Source organism: Actinoplanes palleronii (genome assembly GCF_016862315.1).
Taxonomy (GTDB): Bacteria; Actinomycetota; Actinomycetes; order Mycobacteriales; family Micromonosporaceae; genus Actinoplanes; species Actinoplanes palleronii.
The window spans coordinates 20267-37489 of the sequence record NZ_BOMS01000107.1; the positions used below are offsets into that span (position 1 = coordinate 20267).

At 71.6% G+C, this 17223-nt stretch carries 12 protein-coding genes; 8 read left to right on the forward strand and 4 right to left on the reverse strand.

Going from position 1 to position 17223, the window contains the following annotated elements:
* Positions 1-36: 36 nt before the first annotated feature.
* From Apa02nite_RS33290 to Apa02nite_RS33300, 3 genes are all read right to left on the reverse strand, one after another.
* Positions 37-1374 (reverse strand): M1 family metallopeptidase, encoded by a 1338-nt coding sequence (locus tag Apa02nite_RS33290; protein WP_203828614.1) that lies wholly within the window; start codon positions 1372-1374, stop codon positions 37-39.
* The gene (locus tag Apa02nite_RS33295; RefSeq protein WP_203828582.1) at positions 1371-5288 is read right to left on the reverse strand and encodes a Pls/PosA family non-ribosomal peptide synthetase; all 3918 of its coding nucleotides are present in this window, start codon (positions 5286-5288) and stop codon (positions 1371-1373) included. Before Apa02nite_RS33295 ends, Apa02nite_RS33290 begins: the two co-directional genes overlap by 4 nt.
* A 142-nt stretch (positions 5289-5430) precedes the next feature.
* Positions 5431-7062: a PHP domain-containing protein gene (locus Apa02nite_RS33300; RefSeq protein WP_203828583.1), complete on the reverse strand. Its 1632-nt coding sequence runs from the start codon at positions 7060-7062 to the stop codon at positions 5431-5433.
* 115 nt (positions 7063-7177) lie between these two features.
* Here Apa02nite_RS33300 and Apa02nite_RS33305 point away from each other — a divergent pair, with 115 nt between their 5' ends.
* Positions 7178-8191: a phosphatidylinositol-specific phospholipase C gene (locus Apa02nite_RS33305; protein ID WP_203828584.1), complete on the forward strand. Its 1014-nt coding sequence runs from the start codon at positions 7178-7180 to the stop codon at positions 8189-8191.
* 58 nt (positions 8192-8249) lie between these two features.
* Here the strand turns inward: Apa02nite_RS33305 and Apa02nite_RS33310 are convergent, their stop codons facing one another.
* Positions 8250-8870, reverse strand: a complete 621-nt coding sequence (locus Apa02nite_RS33310; RefSeq protein WP_203828585.1) for a TetR/AcrR family transcriptional regulator — start codon at positions 8868-8870, stop codon at positions 8250-8252.
* 40 nt (positions 8871-8910) lie between these two features.
* Between Apa02nite_RS33310 and Apa02nite_RS33315 the strand changes: the two genes are divergently transcribed.
* From Apa02nite_RS33315 to iolE, 7 genes are all read left to right on the forward strand, one after another.
* Positions 8911-10002 (forward strand): HAMP domain-containing protein, encoded by a 1092-nt coding sequence (locus Apa02nite_RS33315; RefSeq protein ID WP_203828586.1) that lies wholly within the window; start codon positions 8911-8913, stop codon positions 10000-10002.
* 19 nt (positions 10003-10021) lie between these two features.
* A complete protein-coding gene (locus Apa02nite_RS33320) occupies positions 10022-10981 on the forward strand; it encodes a hypothetical protein (RefSeq protein WP_203828587.1) in 960 nt (319 codons plus the stop codon).
* A 381-nt stretch (positions 10982-11362) separates the two neighbouring features.
* Entirely contained in the window at positions 11363-12757 is a 1395-nt protein-coding gene (locus Apa02nite_RS33325) for a glycoside hydrolase family 15 protein (RefSeq protein ID WP_203828588.1), read from the forward strand.
* 78 nt (positions 12758-12835) lie between these two features.
* Positions 12836-14758: a GMC family oxidoreductase gene (locus tag Apa02nite_RS33330; protein WP_203828589.1), complete on the forward strand. Its 1923-nt coding sequence runs from the start codon at positions 12836-12838 to the stop codon at positions 14756-14758.
* Positions 14755-15819 (forward strand): ferritin-like domain-containing protein, encoded by a 1065-nt coding sequence (locus Apa02nite_RS33335; RefSeq protein ID WP_203828590.1) that lies wholly within the window; start codon positions 14755-14757, stop codon positions 15817-15819. The genes Apa02nite_RS33330 and Apa02nite_RS33335 overlap by 4 nt, the downstream gene beginning before the upstream one ends.
* Complete coding sequence (locus tag Apa02nite_RS33340; protein WP_203828591.1) at positions 15816-16310, forward strand: hypothetical protein; 495 nt, start codon at positions 15816-15818, stop codon at positions 16308-16310. The genes Apa02nite_RS33335 and Apa02nite_RS33340 overlap by 4 nt, the downstream gene beginning before the upstream one ends.
* Positions 16307-17221, forward strand: coding sequence for a myo-inosose-2 dehydratase (gene iolE, locus Apa02nite_RS33345; protein WP_067697351.1), 915 nt, complete (start codon positions 16307-16309; stop codon positions 17219-17221). The genes Apa02nite_RS33340 and iolE overlap by 4 nt, the downstream gene beginning before the upstream one ends.
* The last annotated feature ends 2 nt before the right edge of the window (positions 17222-17223 follow it).

Below are 17223 nucleotides of genomic sequence, written 5' to 3' on the forward strand. Positions count from 1 at the left end.
TCGGCACCAGCCGGGGTGCTGCTGAGCACCCCGCGCTCAGCGCGGCAGTGGCGGCAGCGCCGGCCGGTCCAGCCACGCGGTGAACAGGTCGTCCAGCGGGCGGGCCGAGAACCGGGCGGCGTGGATCCGGAACTGCTCGGTGGTCACCGTCCGGTGCTGGTGCTCGGCGACCCACGAGCGGACCAGCGCGAAGAACGACGCCTCGCCCAGCCGCGCGCGCAACGCGTGCAGGGTCAGCGCGCCGCGCTTGTAGACCAGCGGGTCGAACATCCGGTCGACGCCCGGGTCGGCGACGGTGATGTCCGCGGGCTGCGCCGCGGCCCAGGTGTGCCACCGGGCCGCGTGGGCGGCCGCGGACGGTCCGCCGGAGGCGCCGGACCACAACCATTCCGCGTACGTGGCGAAGCCCTCGTTGAGCCAGATGTGGCGCCAGTCGGCCACCGTGAGGCTGTTGCCGAACCACTGGTGGGCCAGTTCGTGCACGACCAGGCGTTCGTGGGTGCGCCGCCCGTCGACGTGGTTGCGCCCGAACACCGCCATGCCCTGCGCCTCGATCGGGTCGTCCAGGTCGTCGTCGGCGACCACCACGACGTACTCGCGGAACGGGTACGGGCCGAACAGCCGCTCCAACGCGATCATGATCTCGCCGTGCCGGCCGAAGTCGTGGCGGAACAGCGTGCGCAGCCGGGGCGGGATCGCGGCGCGCTGCACCACCCGCCCGGCGGCCAGCTCGACCAGCTCGTACCGGCCGACCTGCACGCTCATCAGGTACGGGGCGGTCGGCTCGTTGCGCTCGTACACCCAGGTGGTGGTGCCCGCGCCGCGACGCCGGGTGACCAGGTCACCGGTGACCACCACCGCGTACGGGGTGGCGGTGGTGACCTTCACCAGGAACGTCGCCTTGTCGTCGGGCCGGTCGTTGCACGGGAACCAGGACGGCGCCCCGATCGGCTGGCTCGCCACGAGCGCCCCGTCGGTCAGTTCGTCCCAGCCGATGTCACCCCATCGGTCGGTGATCGGCACCGGCTTCCCCGCGTACCGAATCTCGATCTTGAAGGTGGCGCCGTGACCGATGGCACTCTCCGGACGGATCCGGATCTTGTCCGGCCGGTGCTCGAACTTCGCCGGCCGCCCGTCGACCCGCACGTCCTGCACCCGGAAGCGACCCAGGTCGAGGGTGAACCGGGACAGCGACTGCGACGCCCGCGCCGTGATCACGGCCTTGCCGGCCAGCCGGTTCGCCGGCACCCGGTAGTCCAGGTCGAGGTCGTAGTGCAGCACCCGATAGCCGCCGTTGCCGTGCCGGGGCAGGTACCCGTCGGCCGAGTGGTCGGCGCCCGGTGTGGCGCCGACCGGCCCTGCCGGCGGGGTCACCGCCGCCGCGACGCCGTCGCGGACCAGGCGGCGATGGGGTTGCCGAGCCACTGGCTGTCGTCCGGCACGGCGTCACCGCGGGTGACGAGCGAGCCCGGTCCCACCGTGGTGCGCGCGCCGATGCTCGCGCCGGGCAGCACGATCCCGTGCGGGCCGAGCGTGGCGCCCGCGCCCAGAGTCACCTCGTCCATGCTCATGATTCGATCATGGAACAGGTGGGTCTGGACCACGCACCCCCGGTTGACCGTCGCACCGGCACCGAGCGTGACGAGGTCGTACTCGGGCAGCCAGTACGTCTCCAGCCAGACACCGCGGCCGATGCGTGCACCGAGCGTGCGCAGCCACAGGGTGAGCAGCGGCGTGCCGTTGGCGAAGCGGAACAGCCACGGCGCGGCGAGCACCTCGACAAACGTGTCGGCCAGCTCGTTGCGCCACACGAACGACGTCCACAGCGCCCGGTCGGTGACGGTGAACCGGCCGATCAGCAGCCACTTGGCGGCCGTCGCGGTCAGCGCCGCCACGATCGCCGCGGCCAGCATCACCGGCCCGGCGGCCAGCGCGGCCACCCAGCCGCCGCCGGTCCGCCAGATCAGCGCGAGCGCCGCGAGCACGAAGATGGCCAGCGCGCCGGCGCACATCACCGGGATGACCCGGCACAGCTCGATCAGGGCGCGGGCCACCTTGAGGCGCAGCGGCGGGGCGAAGGTGCGGCTGGTGTCGGCCGCCTCGACGGTACGACGCAGCGGCATCGGCGGGGCACCCAGCCACGACGAGCCCTTCTTCGCCTTGTGCGGCGCCGACGAGAGCACGCCGACCAGGCCCCGCTTCGGCACCGACCGGCCGGGCGCCGCCATCCCCGAGTTGCCGAGGAAGGCCTGCTTGCCGATCCGGGCCGGGGCGACCCGCAGCCAGCCGTGGCTCAGCTCGTACGTGGCGACCATGGTGTCGTCGGCCAGGAACGCGCCGTCGTCGACGGTCGTCATGGCCGGCAGCGCCAGCACCGTGGACGCCTCCACACCACGGCCGACCTTCGCGCCGAGCAGGCGCAGCCAGACCGGGGTGAACAGGCTGGCGTACATCGGGAACAGCGCGGTCCGCGCCATCCCCATCAGGCGTTCGGTCGTCCACACCTGCCAGGCGACCCGGCCCTGCACGGGGTGGAAACCGGCGCGCAGGCCGACGCTGAGCACCCGCACCGACACCAGCACCACCAGGGCGTAGGTGAACAGGTAGGCGACCGAGGCGCCGGGGACGGCGATCAGCGCGGCCTCGAGCGCCGGGCGGCCGTCGACAGCCCAGCCGAGCAACGCCAGCGCCGGCAGCGCGGCCACCGCCGGGACCAGGCCGAGCAGCTGCGCGGTCAGGCTGTACGCGGCCACCCAGAACTTCGCGCCGAGCCGGTGCCGGTCCGGGCGCTGCACCGGCCAGCCCTCGGCGTCCTTGTCGGTGACCGGGGCGGCCGGCGAACCCGCCCAGCGCCGACCGGCCGGGACCGCGCCGGTCACCGTCGAACCCGCGCCGATCTTCGCGCCCTTGCCGACCCGGGCGCCGGGCATCAGTGTGCTGCGGGATCCGACCTTGGCGCCGGCGCCGACCCGCACCATGCCGACCCGCACCACGTTCCCGTCGACCCAGTAGCCGGACAGGTCGACCTCCGGCTCGATCGCCGCGCCCCGGCCCATCTTCAGCAGGCCGGTGACCGGCGGCGCGGAGTGCAGGTCGACGTCGCGGCCGATCCGCGCACCGAGCATCTTCGCGTAAGTGATCATCCAGCCGGCGCCGGCGACACCGTTCGCGCCGGTCAGCTCGGCGAGCCGTTCGGCCGCCCAGAGCCGCAGGTGCACGCCGCCGCCGCGCGGGTACTTGCCGGGCCCGACCCCGCGCAGCAACATCCGTGCGCCGGTGGCCGCGACCGCGATCCGCCCGGCCGGGCTGAACAGCAGCAGCCAGCCGGCCGCGATCCACCACCAGGAGACCTGCGGTGCCCACTCCGCGACGGTGAGCAGGGCGAGCACCTTGCCGACCGCGGCCAGCACGGTGACCCAGCGCAGCCCGACCAGCGCGAGCATCGGCAGCAGCAGCAACGCCTGCACGAACCCGGCGCGCAGGGGCGTGGGCCGCACCGTGCTGCGCGCCTTGGCCTCCGCGCCCAGCGCGCCCAGCACCGACGCCATCTGCGACAGCCTCGGGTTCTGGTAGACGTCGGCGACCGACACCTGCGGGTAGGTCAGCCGGATCCAGGCGACCAGCTGCGCCGCGTTCAGGCTGCTGCCGCCGTTGCTGAAGAAGTCGGCGCCGCCGTAGCCGGGGCGTACCCCGAGGATCTGCTCCCACCCGCCGGCCAGCCACTCCTCGGCCTCGGTCAGCTCGGCCTCGGCGCCGGCCGAGACGGCCAGGGGCCAGGGCAGCGCGGCCCGGTCCACCTTGCCGGACGTGCGGGTCGGCAGGTCGTCGATCACGGCGAGCAGCGGGACCAGCGCGGCCGGCAGCTGCTCGCGGATCCGTTCGGTCGCGGCGGCCAGGTCGAACCCGTCGCCGTCGCGGGCCACCAGGTAGCCGACCAGCAGCTGGTTGCCGGCCGCGGTGCGTTTCACCGCGGCGGCCGCGCCGGCCACCCCGGGCAGCGCCTGCAGGGCGGCGTCGACCTCACCCAGCTCGATCCGGCGGCCACCGAGCTTGACCTGCTCGTCGCCGCGGCCCAGGAACAGCAGTCCCTCGGGTTCGGCGCGGACGATGTCGCCGCTGCGGTAGGCGCGCGCCCAGTCGAGCGAGGGCAGCGCCGCGAACTTTTCGGCGTCCTTGCCGGCGTCCAGGTAACGGGCCAGGCCCACCCCGCCGATGACCAGCTCACCGGTCTCGCCCATCGCCACCGGGTCACCGGCGGCGTCGACCACGACGAGTTCCCAGCCGGCCAGGGGCAGACCGATCCGGACCGGGCCCTCGCCGGTGAGCCGGGCCGCGCAGGCGACCACTGTCGCCTCGGTCGGCCCGTACGTGTTCCAGACCTCGCGGCCCTCGACCGCGAGCCGCTCGGCCAGCTCGGGCGGGCACGCCTCCCCGCCGAAGATCAGCAGCCGGACGTCCTCGAGGGCCTCGACCGGCCAGAGCGCGGCGAGCGTCGGCACCGTGGAGACCACGGTGATCCGCTGCTCGGCCAGCCACGGTCCCAGGTCGACGCCGCTGCGCACCAGCGACCGCGCGGCCGGCACCAGGCAGGCGCCGTGCCGCCAGGCCAGCCACATCTCCTCGCAGGACGCGTCGAAGGCCACCGACAGCCCGGCGAGCACCCGGTCGGGCGGCCCGAGCGGCTCGGTGCCGTCGTCGACCAGGAACAGCTGTGCCTCGGCGTCGACGAACGCGGCGGCGGCGCCGTGCGAGACCGCCACGCCCTTCGGGGTGCCGGTCGACCCGGAGGTGAAGATGATCCAGGCGTCGTCGGTCGGTTCCGGTCGTCCGGGGCGACCTTCCGGGGTACGACGGACCGTCACGCCCAGCCCGTCACCGAGCACGGCACAGACGTCCGCCTCGGCGAAGACCAGCTCGGCGCGTTCCTCCGGGTCGTCCGCGTCGACCGGCACGTACGCCGCGCCGACCGCGAGCACACCGAGGATCGCGAGGTAGAGCTCGGCCGAACCGGACGGGATCCGGATGCCCACCCGGTCGCCGACGCCGACACCGTGCCCGGACAGCGTCGCGCGCAACGCCTCGACCTCACCGGCCAGCTCACGGTAGGTCAGCCCGGCACCACCGGCGTCGATGGCGGGCGCGTGGGCGTGGTCGCGTACCGTCGCGTCGAGGATGTCGAGCAGGGTGCGGCGTATCGGTGCGGAACGGGACCGGAACAGCGCCGGCGCCTCCGGGGAAACCTCGGTCTCGGAAAGCTCGATCAGTCGCAGATCCGTGGTCACGGTCACCGGTGCGCGCTCCATCTCCGCCCCCGGCTGGTCGTCTGTCAGGCGCACGGCGCCGAGCCGCCCGGGGCAGCCCTCAAAGTTACGGGCCGGAAACGCAATGTGGTGGCCCATTGCCGATTTCGTGGCCACTGCCACACCACTGTCACGCCACCTCGATGAAGATCGGGTTGGTGTAGAGCCAGGTGTCCAGCCACGGATCGCCGTCGCCCGGCGGGTGTGCGATCGGCCCGTGCGGGTCGACGCGGGCGCCGAGCAGGCCGGCGCCGTGCCGCTTGCCGTCCGAGCCGCGCACCCGCACGTAGCCGGGCGCGGTGACCGCCCCGAGCGGGATCCGCACCGTGTACTCGCCGGTGCGCCGGCTGACGTCGACGCTCTCCACCACCCGGGTCTGCGGCGCCCGCCACGTGTCGGGGTCGGCCGGGCGGCCGGTGACCGCGCCGCGGATCACGTCGAGGTGGGCGAGCCGGGGCAGCGTGCCGAGGAAGTTCGGCCGTGACGCGCCGGCCACCGTGACGGTCAGCGTGATCCGGTCACCGCGCCGGACCCGGAGCCGCCCGCCGAGGGTCGCCGAGCGACCGTGCGAGGAGGTCAGCCGCACGTCCAGGCCGTCGACGAGCTGACCGTGGTCGACCCAGACCCGGCCGGCCCGCAGACCGTCCATCACCTCGCGGTAGCCGAACCTTTTCACCCCCACATGGGTACGACTAAATTGCCCCGGCCAGAAGTCACTGCCCGGCTGGGCCGCACCGGTCTCCACCGGGTCGGGCACGTGGCCGAGACTGTCGAACGTGGCGCCTGGCGGGTAGTCGCCGTTGCGCAGCGTGTCGCGCACCGTGCGGTGGTTGTCCGAATTGCTGGTGATCGAGAACAGCCGGCCCTCGGCGAGCAGCGCGTCCCACAGTCCGCCGACGGTGGCGGTCATCCAGTCGAAGCCGCCGTAGGTCAGGTACGCCTCGGCCGGGTAGCCGGGGTGGGACTGGGCGGACGGCTTGTTCTCGTACTCGCCGCGGACGCTGGTGGCGCCGCGCAGGCCGGGCAGGGCCGCGCCCTGTGCGCCGGGAGCGCCCTCCATGCCGATCACGAGGTCCGGGGCGGCGTCGCGCCAGGCGCGCAGCTCGTGCGGGGAGTCGATGCCCAGCCGGGACGGGTGGTTCGCCAGGATCAGGGCGTCGTCGACGTACCCGGCGGCCTTCTGCGCGGCGAGCCAGCGGATCGCGGCGACGGCCAGGGCCTCGTTCGCGGCGGTGCCTTCGGTGCGGGCGAGCAGTTTGCCGTCGTACGACCGCTCGAACTGCCGCAGCACCTCGACCTCGTGCTCGCCGGGCGGGGTGAACACGGTGGCGTGCTCGGCGCCCGGGATGTACCACTCCAGCCCCTGGAAGATCAGCAGGCGCGGGTTCTCGGCACGGGCCGCGAGGATGTCCGCGTGCTCGAGGGCGGCGCCGGTGGTGTCGTGACCGAGGTTGCTGTGCTCGGTGCAGACCATCCAGTCCAGGCCGTACTGCGCGCCGCGCCGGGCCGCCTGGGCCAGGGTGTACTTCGCGTCGTGGCTGTACTGGGTGTGCACGTGGTGGTCGCCGACCAGGTAGACGAGATCCTGCTCGTCGTCGCTCTCACTCGCGGCCGCGGGGGCCGCTTCGGGCAGGGTCGCGGCCGCGGCGAAGGCCGTTCCGAACAACCCCGCGCGGCGCAGCATGCCGCGACGGCTCAGACCCTGCGGATCCAATTCCTTTTCCGGTACGGCGGGGTCGGCCCAGCGGGGCAACGCACTCATGGCAACCGACCGTATGCACACCCCCGTCACCCTGAGCGACCCCCACATGGCGAAAAGATGATCTTCAAGTGTCGAGTCTTCACCAGAACGCCGGGCATAGATGAGAATCACTCGCATGAAACGCTCCCTCGCTGTCGCGCTCTGCGTTCTCACCGCCCTCGCCGTCACCCCACGGCCCACGCTCGCCGCCGACGCGTCGTATCGCACGCTGAGCGCCGCGACCAACCCCGACTGGATGGCGCCGCTGCCCGGCGCGACGAGTCTGGCCGCGCTCTCCATCCCCGGCACCCACGAGACCATGTCCACGCACGGCGGCATCCTCACCCAGACCCAGGAGGACTTCGGCGACAGCGGCGGCACCCTGGCCCGGCAGCTCACCGCGGGCATCCGGATGATCGACATCCGGGCGCGGGTGAACACCGGCAACACGTTCACGATCCACCACGGCGCGACGTACCAGAACGCGAACTTCGACGACGTGCTCGGCAAGCTCGGCGCGTTCCTGGCCGCGCACCCGGGCGAGACCGTGGTGCTGCGGCTCAAGCAAGAGTGCACCGGTGAGCTCGGCTCGTGCACCGACGTGTCCGGCCAGGCCGGTTTCGCCGACATCTTCGACAGCTACACGGCCCGGTACCCGAACCTGTTCTGGCAGCCGTCGGTGACCCGCGCGACCGGCGCCGCGACCCCGGCGCTGGCCACCGTCCGCGGCAAGGTGGTGCTGGCCGTCCTGAACGGACCCCGCGGCGGCGTGATCGAGCACTACGGCCTGGCCCAGTTCGCCGGCTGGCACGACGGCTCGTCCACCTACGTCCAGGACGAGTACACGGTCTCCAGCGTCGGCGCGATCCCCACCAAACGCGACCAGGTCCGCCGTTTCCTGGACGTCACCAGCGCCGCCGACCGCAGCACCATGTACGTCAACTTCGCCAGCGGTGCCAGCATCTTCGCCCAGCCCCAGCAGGTGGCCGGCGGCGCGTTCGGTGTGCAGGGCGTGAACCCGTTCCTGCTCACCTACCTGAACGAGGGCCCGGAGGTGCACACCCCGGTGGTCCGCACCGGCATGCTGATGCTCGACTTCCCGGGCAACGGCCTGATCGCCAAGGTGATCGCGCTCAACACCGCGCGCTGAGCTCTTGTGCCGGCCGGGACGTCCCGCGCGTGGGGCGTCCCGGCCGGCAGCGGCGAGTTCATGGCGCCGGGGTGGTCACCAGGTACGACCTGACCTGGTCCAACGCCATGTCGAGCGCGACGGCCATCGGCGCGACGCTGTGTGCGGCGTCGGCCAGCAGGTAGCCACCTTGCAGCGCCGCCATGAGGAACGTCGCCAACGTCTCGGGGTCGGCGTCGTCGCGCAGCAGGTTGCTCTTCTGCATCCGGACGAAGCCGTCGGACAGCAGCTGCTGCCAGCGAGCGAACGTCTCGGCGAGGGCGACCCGGGACTCCTCGTCCTGATCAGCGAGTTCGGCGGCCATCGAGCCGAGCCCGCAGCCGAAGGCCCCGCCGTTGAGCTTGTTCGCCTCGACCAGCGCGTCCCGCCAGCGCACCAGCCCGGAGAACGTCCTCAGCCGCTGCAGCCGGCCGTGTTCGCGGTCGAGCACCACGTCGCCGCGGAAGCGGACCACGGCACGGACCAGCCGTTCCCGGTCGCCGAAGTGCGAGTACAGCTGCGACTTGCTGGTGCCGGTGGCGAGCAGGATGTCGTCGATGCTCGTCGCGTTGACGCCTCGCCGGACCGTTTGGTCCAGGCAAGCGCTGCGGGGCGGCGCCCTCCAGCGCTCCGCGGCCTTTGCTCCCTGACAACTACGCAACGGCCATCAGGTGTCGGCGGGGTCCGCCGACAGTGCGACAGTGACCCTCCTGAACCGGCTGCGACTCGGTGCACGCCTGGCCACTGCCTTCGCCACTGTCATCGTGCTGCTGCTCGTCGTGATGGCGACCGCGATCCTCACCGCGGCGCGGCAGGGCGCCGCGGCCAGCCGGATGGAGCAGACCCAGCAGTTCGTCGAGTTGCTGAAGGACGCGAAGTTCTCGTCCGCCGATTTCAACGGCTGGCAGACCGCGTACGCGTTCGACGCCCTGCGCGGGGTCGCGGACGCCGCGCAGGACACCGGGGCGTCGCGCGCGGCGTTCCTCACCTCGATCCGGACGTTCCAGACGACGGTGGCCACCGCGACCACGAGCGCCACGAGCACGGCGACGCGCACCGAGCTGGAGAGCATCGCGACGCTGGCCGCGCAGTTCCTGACCGTCGACACGCAGATCGCCGAGCTGTACCGACGGGACACCACGGCGGCGCGCACCGCGGCGAACGTGCTCGTGATCGGCCAGGAGATCGAGATCTTCCAGCAGATCGGTACGCACCTGGACACGGTCGCGGCAGCCGCCGGCACCGACTTCGCCGCCGCACGCAGCAGCGCCACCGCGGCGCAGCGCACCGGGGACGCCCTGATCTGGAGTGCCGGGACGGTGGCGGCGCTGATCGCCGCCGGGCTGGCCCTGGTCGTCACGCGGTCGGTGACCCGGCCGGTCGACAGCGTCCGGCGGCGGCTGGTCCTGCTGGCCGACGGTGACCTGGCCTCGCCGGTGATCGTCACCGGCCGCGACGAGATCGCCGCGATGGCCACCGCGCTGCGGCAGAGCCTGAGCGCGCTGGGCACCGCGATGCGCACCATCGACGGGTCGGCGACGTCGCTGGCCGCCGCCGCAGCATCGCCGACACGGCGATCAGCACCGAGGGCATCGCCGCGAACGTCACCACCGTCGCGCTGGCCGCCCAGCACACCACCGACGGCGTCGGCCAGGCACAGCAGGCCACCGCGGAGCTGGCCCGGATGTCCAGCGACCTGCACACCCTCGTCTCCCGGTTCCGCTACGAGTCCTGAAAGACGGGCCGGCCCTGTTCCGGCAAGGTGCGCGCCGGTAGCGTGGATGCCGGCCTGACGCATCGGCGGTGGTCGAGATGGGACCGGAGCGCGAACCGGAACAGCACCACGCCGGCCGGCCGGGCGGCGGCCTGCCCGATCTGCAGCACGCCGCCACCTACGGCGCCGTCGCGCTCATCGCGTTCACCATGCTCAAGGCCTATGCCGCGGCGTACTTCTCGCTGACCACCGCGGCGGCGCTGCTCACCACCGCCCCGATCAACGTGTTCCTCGGGTCGATGGTGTCCTACAGCTACCAGCTCTTCCCGCTGCTGGCGCTGGCGCTGCTGGTCTACGCCCTGCACCAGTGGCGCACCGGCGGTCCCCCGACCATGATCATGCTGGCGCTCGGGGTGGCGGTGGTCGCGGTCGGCGCGTCGCCGTGGCCGTACCTCTGGCAGGAGACGCTGATCGTCGCCGGGATCATGCTGGGCCTGTTCGCCCTGTCGACCGCGGGCGACGCGCTGCTGATGCTGCGCAAACCGGCGCCCGCCCGGCCGCGCGCCGCCGTGGCGGTCCGGCAGGCGGCGGCGCGACACTGGCGCCGTCTGATCACGTTTCGGATGGTCCTGCCCACCTTCCTGATCATGGTGCTGGCCATCCTGCTGCAGACGATGACGAACCTCTGGCTCCCGGTCGAGGTCGTCGTCTACGAGCAGGGCCCCCGGTGCGCCATGACGATCGGCGCCACGGATTTCGCCGGCCGCCCGGTGACCCTGCTCGACGCGCCCGGGTGCCGGCAGATCGTCGGTCACGTGCTCAGCGACGCGGAACCGTGGACCACCGTGGTGACCGCCGGCGACCGCCGGTTGCGCCGGATACCGACCGCCGGGATCCGGTATCGGGAACTCTGCCACCTGAACCGGGTCCAGCCGTCCGGCAGACGGCCGCTGCTCTGGGTGATCGAGCGCCGCGGCTACGCGTCGCCGAATCTGTCCTGCAAACGGCTGTCCGAAAACGTCAAGCGCGCCGCCCTGGATCCGGGATCACTGCCGTAGTCCGGTCCGATCTCCACGGCGAAAGACGGATCACGGTGACAGAAGACGAGGTCTTGCAAAGGACGAAAGAAACTGTCCTCGATTTGTCGGTTTCAAAGGTTTGAAAGAGCTGTACGTTTCCTTTTGAACACGCGCGGAGAATCAGCGGCGGCGTGCCGGCCGCCGCTGTTCCATCTGCCCGAGGTGCGGGGACGCCTGCCGCACACCCGGGCGCCGCCATTCATTGTCAGCTTCGGCCCGGATTACGCCCCGCCCGTTTCGTACACCCATAACTCGCGCATCAGATGACCACCGGTGCTCTCTCGCAACCCGGTGACATATCAGTGCGCCCGAAATACGAAAGGCGTGCAGAGAATGTCCGATCCCGCCACCAATGCGACAATGCCCGCCCGTACCAACCGTTCGGAAGCCATCTTCCAGCCGCAGGCCCGCGTGCAGAACTCGATCGCGCCCGGGTCCATCGACCTGCCGTCGCTCGTGCCGCTGATGTACGCGCTGATGTCCCGCAACATCGCCAGCTACGGATTCACGTTCAGCGATCCGCAGACGCCCGGGGACTACTCCAAGGACTCCAAGCCGGGCTGCATCATCGCCGCTCCGTCGTTCCCGGCCAACACGCCCCGGGTCGACGAGAACTACGTCTTCAACTGGGTCCGCGACGGCGCCATCACCGCGATGGAGGTGGTCAAGGCCGAGATGCCGACCCACCTGGGGCTGTCCGACCAGACGCTCAACGAGTACGTCGAGTTCGCCGACCTGTGCTTCGCCAACGCGCGCCCGACCAAGGGCCACGCGTGCTTCACCATCGCCGGCGAGCCGCGGCCGTGGACCGAGCAGAACGACGGACCGGCCCTGCAGTCGATCACTCTGCTGGCCGCGTTCGACCGGCTGGACCCCGGCACCCAGAAGACCGCGGTGGCGCTGGTCAACGCGAACGTGGAGTTCCTGCTCGCCACGTACAAGGACCCCACCACGAACCTGTGGGAGGAGCACATCGGCTACAGCTTCTTCGCCCGCTCCGCCCAGCTGCGCTGCTTCGAGACGGTGCTGGCCACCTCGGTCGCCGGGGTCGAGAAGCCGAACGGGATCCAGCCGGCCATCGAGTGGCTGCGCCAGGCCCTCGACAGCCACTGGGACGGCAACATCTACATCAGCATGATGACCATCCCCGGCGACGGTGGCGCGCCGTCACCGCGGCACCCGGTGATGTACGGCTACGACCCGAACATCGACATCGTCCAGGCGTCCGTGTACGGCGCGGTGCCCTGCACCGACACGAAGATGCTGGCCACCGCCGCGCAGCTGCGGGCACAGTGGGAGGAGGGCGGCAGCGCGTTCTACCCGGTCAACAAGACCGACAAGGAGCTGGGCCTCGGCCCGCTGTTCGGCCGCTACCCCGCCGACACCTACGACGGCGACACCAGCCACCCGAAGCCGGGCGGGCACCCGTGGGCGTTGACCACCTGCAACGTCGCCGAGCTGCACTACACGCTGGCCTCCGAGATCAAGGCGGGCACCCCGCTGCCCTTCGACGAGTTGTCGCGTCCGTTCTTCGCCCAGTCCGGCGTCGACGCGTCGACACCCGCCGACGCCGCGGCCCGTGCCCTGGTCGCCACCGGTGACGCGATGGTGCAGGCCGTCATCTACCACAGCGACGACTTCGCGCTGTCCGAGCAGTTCGACGGCACGACCGGCTACGAGCGCAGCGTCAACAACCTGACCTGGAGCTACGCCTCCTACCTGTCCGCGCTGCGGGCCCGCGCCACCGCGGTGTGATCACCAAACAGTCCGCCACGCGGGTCCCGTCGCACGGGCCCCGCGTCGCGCGGACCGGTCAGAAGGGGTGACTGCCTCATGTTCGTGAAATTCCCGCAGGGCGCGACCGAGCGCACCGACAAGGACGCCGCCGCCGAAGTCCTCTACGACGTGGTCATCGTCGGCGCCGGCATCGCGGGGTCGATCATCGCCGCCCAGCTGAGCGAGGCGGGCAAACGGGTGCTGATCCTGGAGGCCGGGCCGGCCGAGGACCTCACCCTGCGCGGCTACGAGAGCTACCTGGACCGGTTCTACTCCTCGACGAGCAAGGACAACCAGGCCCCGTACCCGGCGTCGCTGGCCGCGCCGATGCCCCGGGGCACCGACACCCGCCGGATCGCTCCCGGCGCGCCGGACACGTCGGCCTACCTCGTGCAGAGCGGGCCGCTGGCCAGCGACACCACCTACACCCGGGTGCTCGGCGGCACCACCATGCACTGGGAGGGCAAGACGCCGCGGATGCTGCCCGACGACTTCCGGATGCGCACCCTGTACGGCGAGGGCGTCGACTGGCCGCTCAGCTACGAGGACCTCGCCCCGTACTACGCCGAGGCGGAACGGGTGATCGGCGTGTCGGCCGACGTCGAGGACCAGTCGTTCCTCGGCATCACCTTCGACGAGCGCTACGTCTATCCGATGAAGGGCCTGCCGCTGTCCTACCTCGACCGGATGGTGGCCAAGGACGTCGACGGGATGCCGGTCGAGCTCGACGGCGAGCAGACCCGGCTGCGGGTCCGGCCGTTCCCGCAGGGCCGAAACGGGATACCGAACCCGGCGTACGACGGCGGCAACGGCTTCGTCCCGCAGGGGGCGGTGAGCACCTATCAGGTCGAGGTCGGTGAGCGCTGCCAGGGCAACAACAACTGCGTGCCGATCTGCCCGGTGCAGGCCAAGTACCACGCCGGCAAGACGCTCACCGTCGCGCTGGAGAGCGGGCGGGTGGACCTGATCGCCCAGGCCGTGGCGTACCGGGTGCACGTCGACCCGGAGACCGGCCGGGTCCAGGAGATCGAGTACCGCCGCTACAAGCGACCGGACAGCAAGGCCTTCACCACGGTACGGGCCCGGGGCCGGCTGTACGTGCTGGCCACCAACGCGGTCGAGAACCCGCGGCTGATGCTCGCGTCCGGCCTGCGCGGTTCCAGCGGCCTGATGGGGCGCAACTTCATGGACCACGCGTACCTGCTGACCTGGGGGCTGCTCCCGGAGGTGGCCGGCACGTTCCGCGGCACGAACTGCACCGGCGGCATCTCGGACCTGCGCGGCGGCCGGTTCCGGCGCAACCAGGCCGCGTTCGCCGTCGACATCCACAACGACGGCTGGGGCTGGTCGCGCGGCGCGCCGATGACCGACCTGCTGGACCTGGTCGACAACGGCGGCCGCTACGGCGAGAGCCTGCGGCAGGGTCTGGTCGACCGGGTCTCGCACCAGCTGCTGCTGGCGTTCATGGTCGAGGTGCCGGCCAGCCCGAGCAACCGGATCACCGTCGACCCGTCGTACACCGACCGGCTCGGCAACATGCGGCCGATCCTCACGTACGCCATCCCGGACTACACCATGCGCGGTGTCGCCTACGCCCGGCAGCTCTCCAAGCGGATCTTCGCCCGGCTCGGCGCCGAGGACCACACCGACTACGACCCGAACTTCTGGGGCTACGCCACGTACGAAGGTCAGGGTTATGAGATCCGCGGCGGCAACCACCTGGCCGGTACGCACATGATGGGCTCCGACCCGTCGACCTCGGTCGTCGACGCCGACCAGCGCTCGTGGGACCACCAGAACCTGTTCCTGGTCGGCGGCGGCAGCTTCCCGACCGTCGGCACCTCCAACATCACCCTCACCATCGCCGCGCTCTGCCGGCGCAGCGCCCGGGCCATGCTCACCCAGCTCGACCGCGAGCAGGCGCCCGTCCAGCTGGCCACCGCGGGCGCGCCGTCTCACCGCGAGGAGGCAGGCCGGTGACCGACCCGACCATCAACAGCCGGGATGACCTGATCAGATACCTCGACGCCGCACTGGCGCTGGAGCACGCCACGATCCCGGTCTACCTGACCGCCTACTACTCGATCCACTCCACCACCAACTCCGACGCGGCCCACATCATCCGGGTCACCGCGGTCGAGGAGATGCTGCACCTGACCCTGGTCGCCAACGTCATGAACGCCGTCGGCGGCAGTCCCGACCTGACCCGCCCGGGTTTCGTGCCGTCCTACCCGGCCTACCTGCCGGACGGCGAGGACGACTTCACCGTGGACCTGCGGCCGTTCTCGCCCGAGGCGGTGGAGACGTTCTGCAAGATCGAACGCCCGCGGAAGGCGCCGGACCCGCAGGCCCGCCTGATGGCGGTCCGCCCCGAGGAGTCCCTGCTGGTGGGGAGCCCGACGGCGAGCGGTATCCGGTTCTACAGCATCGGCGAGTTCTACGAGGAAATCATGGAGGGGCTCCAGCGGCTGGCCGCGGAGGACCCGAAGCTGTTCAGCGGCGACGAGTCGCGCCAGGTCGGGCCGGAGCAGTTCTACTCCGGCGGCGGCATGATCATCGAAGTGCACGACCTCGCGTCGGCCTGCCGGGCCCTGCAGCTCATCTCCGAGCAGGGCGAGGGGCTGGACACCGGTGTCTACGACGCCGAGGGCGAACTGGCCCACTACTACCGGTTCCGGCAACTGCAGTTCGGCCGCTACTACCAGAAGGGTGACAAGGCCGACGCGCCGTCGGGCCCGGAGCTCGACATCGACTGGGACGAGGTCTGGAAGGTCAAGGTGAGCCCGAAGCTCGCCGACTATCCGCCCGGCTCCGAACTGGCCGCCGCCGCGGCGGCGTTCAACACCGACTACGGCGCGTTCCTCACGCTGCTGACCCGGGCGTTCAACGGGGAGCCGGACCGGCTGCAGGACGCCGTCTGGTGGATGTTCCGGCTGCGCGACAGCGTCAACCGGCTGATCCGCAATCCGCTGCCCGGCAGTGACGGCCTGCACGCCGGCCCGACCTTCGAGGTGACCGGCACCGGCGGAGCGCTGTCATGACCGCGCCCTCGCTCGACGACTTCGTCGCCCTCTCGGTCGACCTCACCGCGTTCGGCGAGACCGATCTGCTCGGCACCGGGCTGGGCAGCCCGTACCTGGCCAAGCTGCGCGGCGCGTGCGGCGACGCCGTGGTCACCGCGCTGTTCGCCGCGCACCAGGCGGCCCGGGCCGAGTCCGCCGGCGACCCGGACGGCTTCGACCGCGCCCTGCGGTACCGGATCTTCAGCGACGACTGCCTGGGCCCGGTGGCCCGCAACGTGATCAAGCTCTGGTACGCCGGGACCTGGTACGGCCTGCCCCCGGAGTGGACCGACAGCTACGGGGCGCAGAGCGCGGCACAGACCTCCACCGTCACCGCCGCCTCGTACCAGGAGGGGTTGTTGTGGCGGGCCATCGGGGCGAACCCGCCCGGCGCGAAGGCACCCGGCTTCGGGTCCTGGGCCGAGCCGCCCCGCATCGACGACCGCTACCTGAAAGGCGCGAGAAGATGACTGACCTGGCCGGCCGGCTCGGCCCGGACCGGGTGCGGCTGGGCGTCTGCTGCACCCTGTGGTGGAACGACGACTTCCCGACCATCGACGCCGGCATCCCGTTCGGTCAGGCGGTCAGCGAGATGGCGCTGGCCGGCTTCCAGGGCTGCAGCATCGGGCACAAGTACCCGTCCGATCCGGCCGAGCTCAAGGCCGCCCTCGACCTGCGCGGGCTGCGCGTCTCCGAACCGTGGACGAGCACCTACTTCACGATCGGCAAGATGTACCAGAAGACGGTCGACAGCTTCGAGCAGACCCTGGCGACGATCAAGGCGCTGGGTGGCGACGAGCTGGTGGTGGCCGAGTTCGGCGCCTCGTCGCACCTGCTGCCGGTCGACGTGTTCGCCAACCGCCCGGTGTTCAGCAACGCCCAGTGGGACGCCCTCACAGCGGGCCTGGACACCCTCGGCAAGATCGCCAACTCGGCCGGGATGAAGCTCAGCTACCACCATCACATGGGCACCGGCGTGATGACCCGCGACGACATCGACCGGCTGATGGCCTCGACCGATCCGGATCTGGTCTTCCTGCTGCTCGACACCGGCCACGCCGCATTCGCCGGCGACGATCCGCTGGAACTGGCCCGCGCGTATGCGCACCGGATCGGCCACGTGCACATGAAGAGCGTCCGGCCCGAGGTGGTCAGCCAGGTCCGGGAGCAGGGCCTGTCCTTCCAGCAGGGTGTCGAGCTCGGGGTGTTCACCGTGCCCGGCGACGGCGCGATCGACTTCCGGCCCATCTTCGAGGTGCTGGCCGACGCCGACTACCGCGGCTGGCTGGTCGTGGAGGCCGAGCAGGACCCGAACAAGGCAAACCCGCTGGCGTACGCCATGAAGGCCCGCGCCTACCTCGCCGATGTCCTGGGGTGGTGACC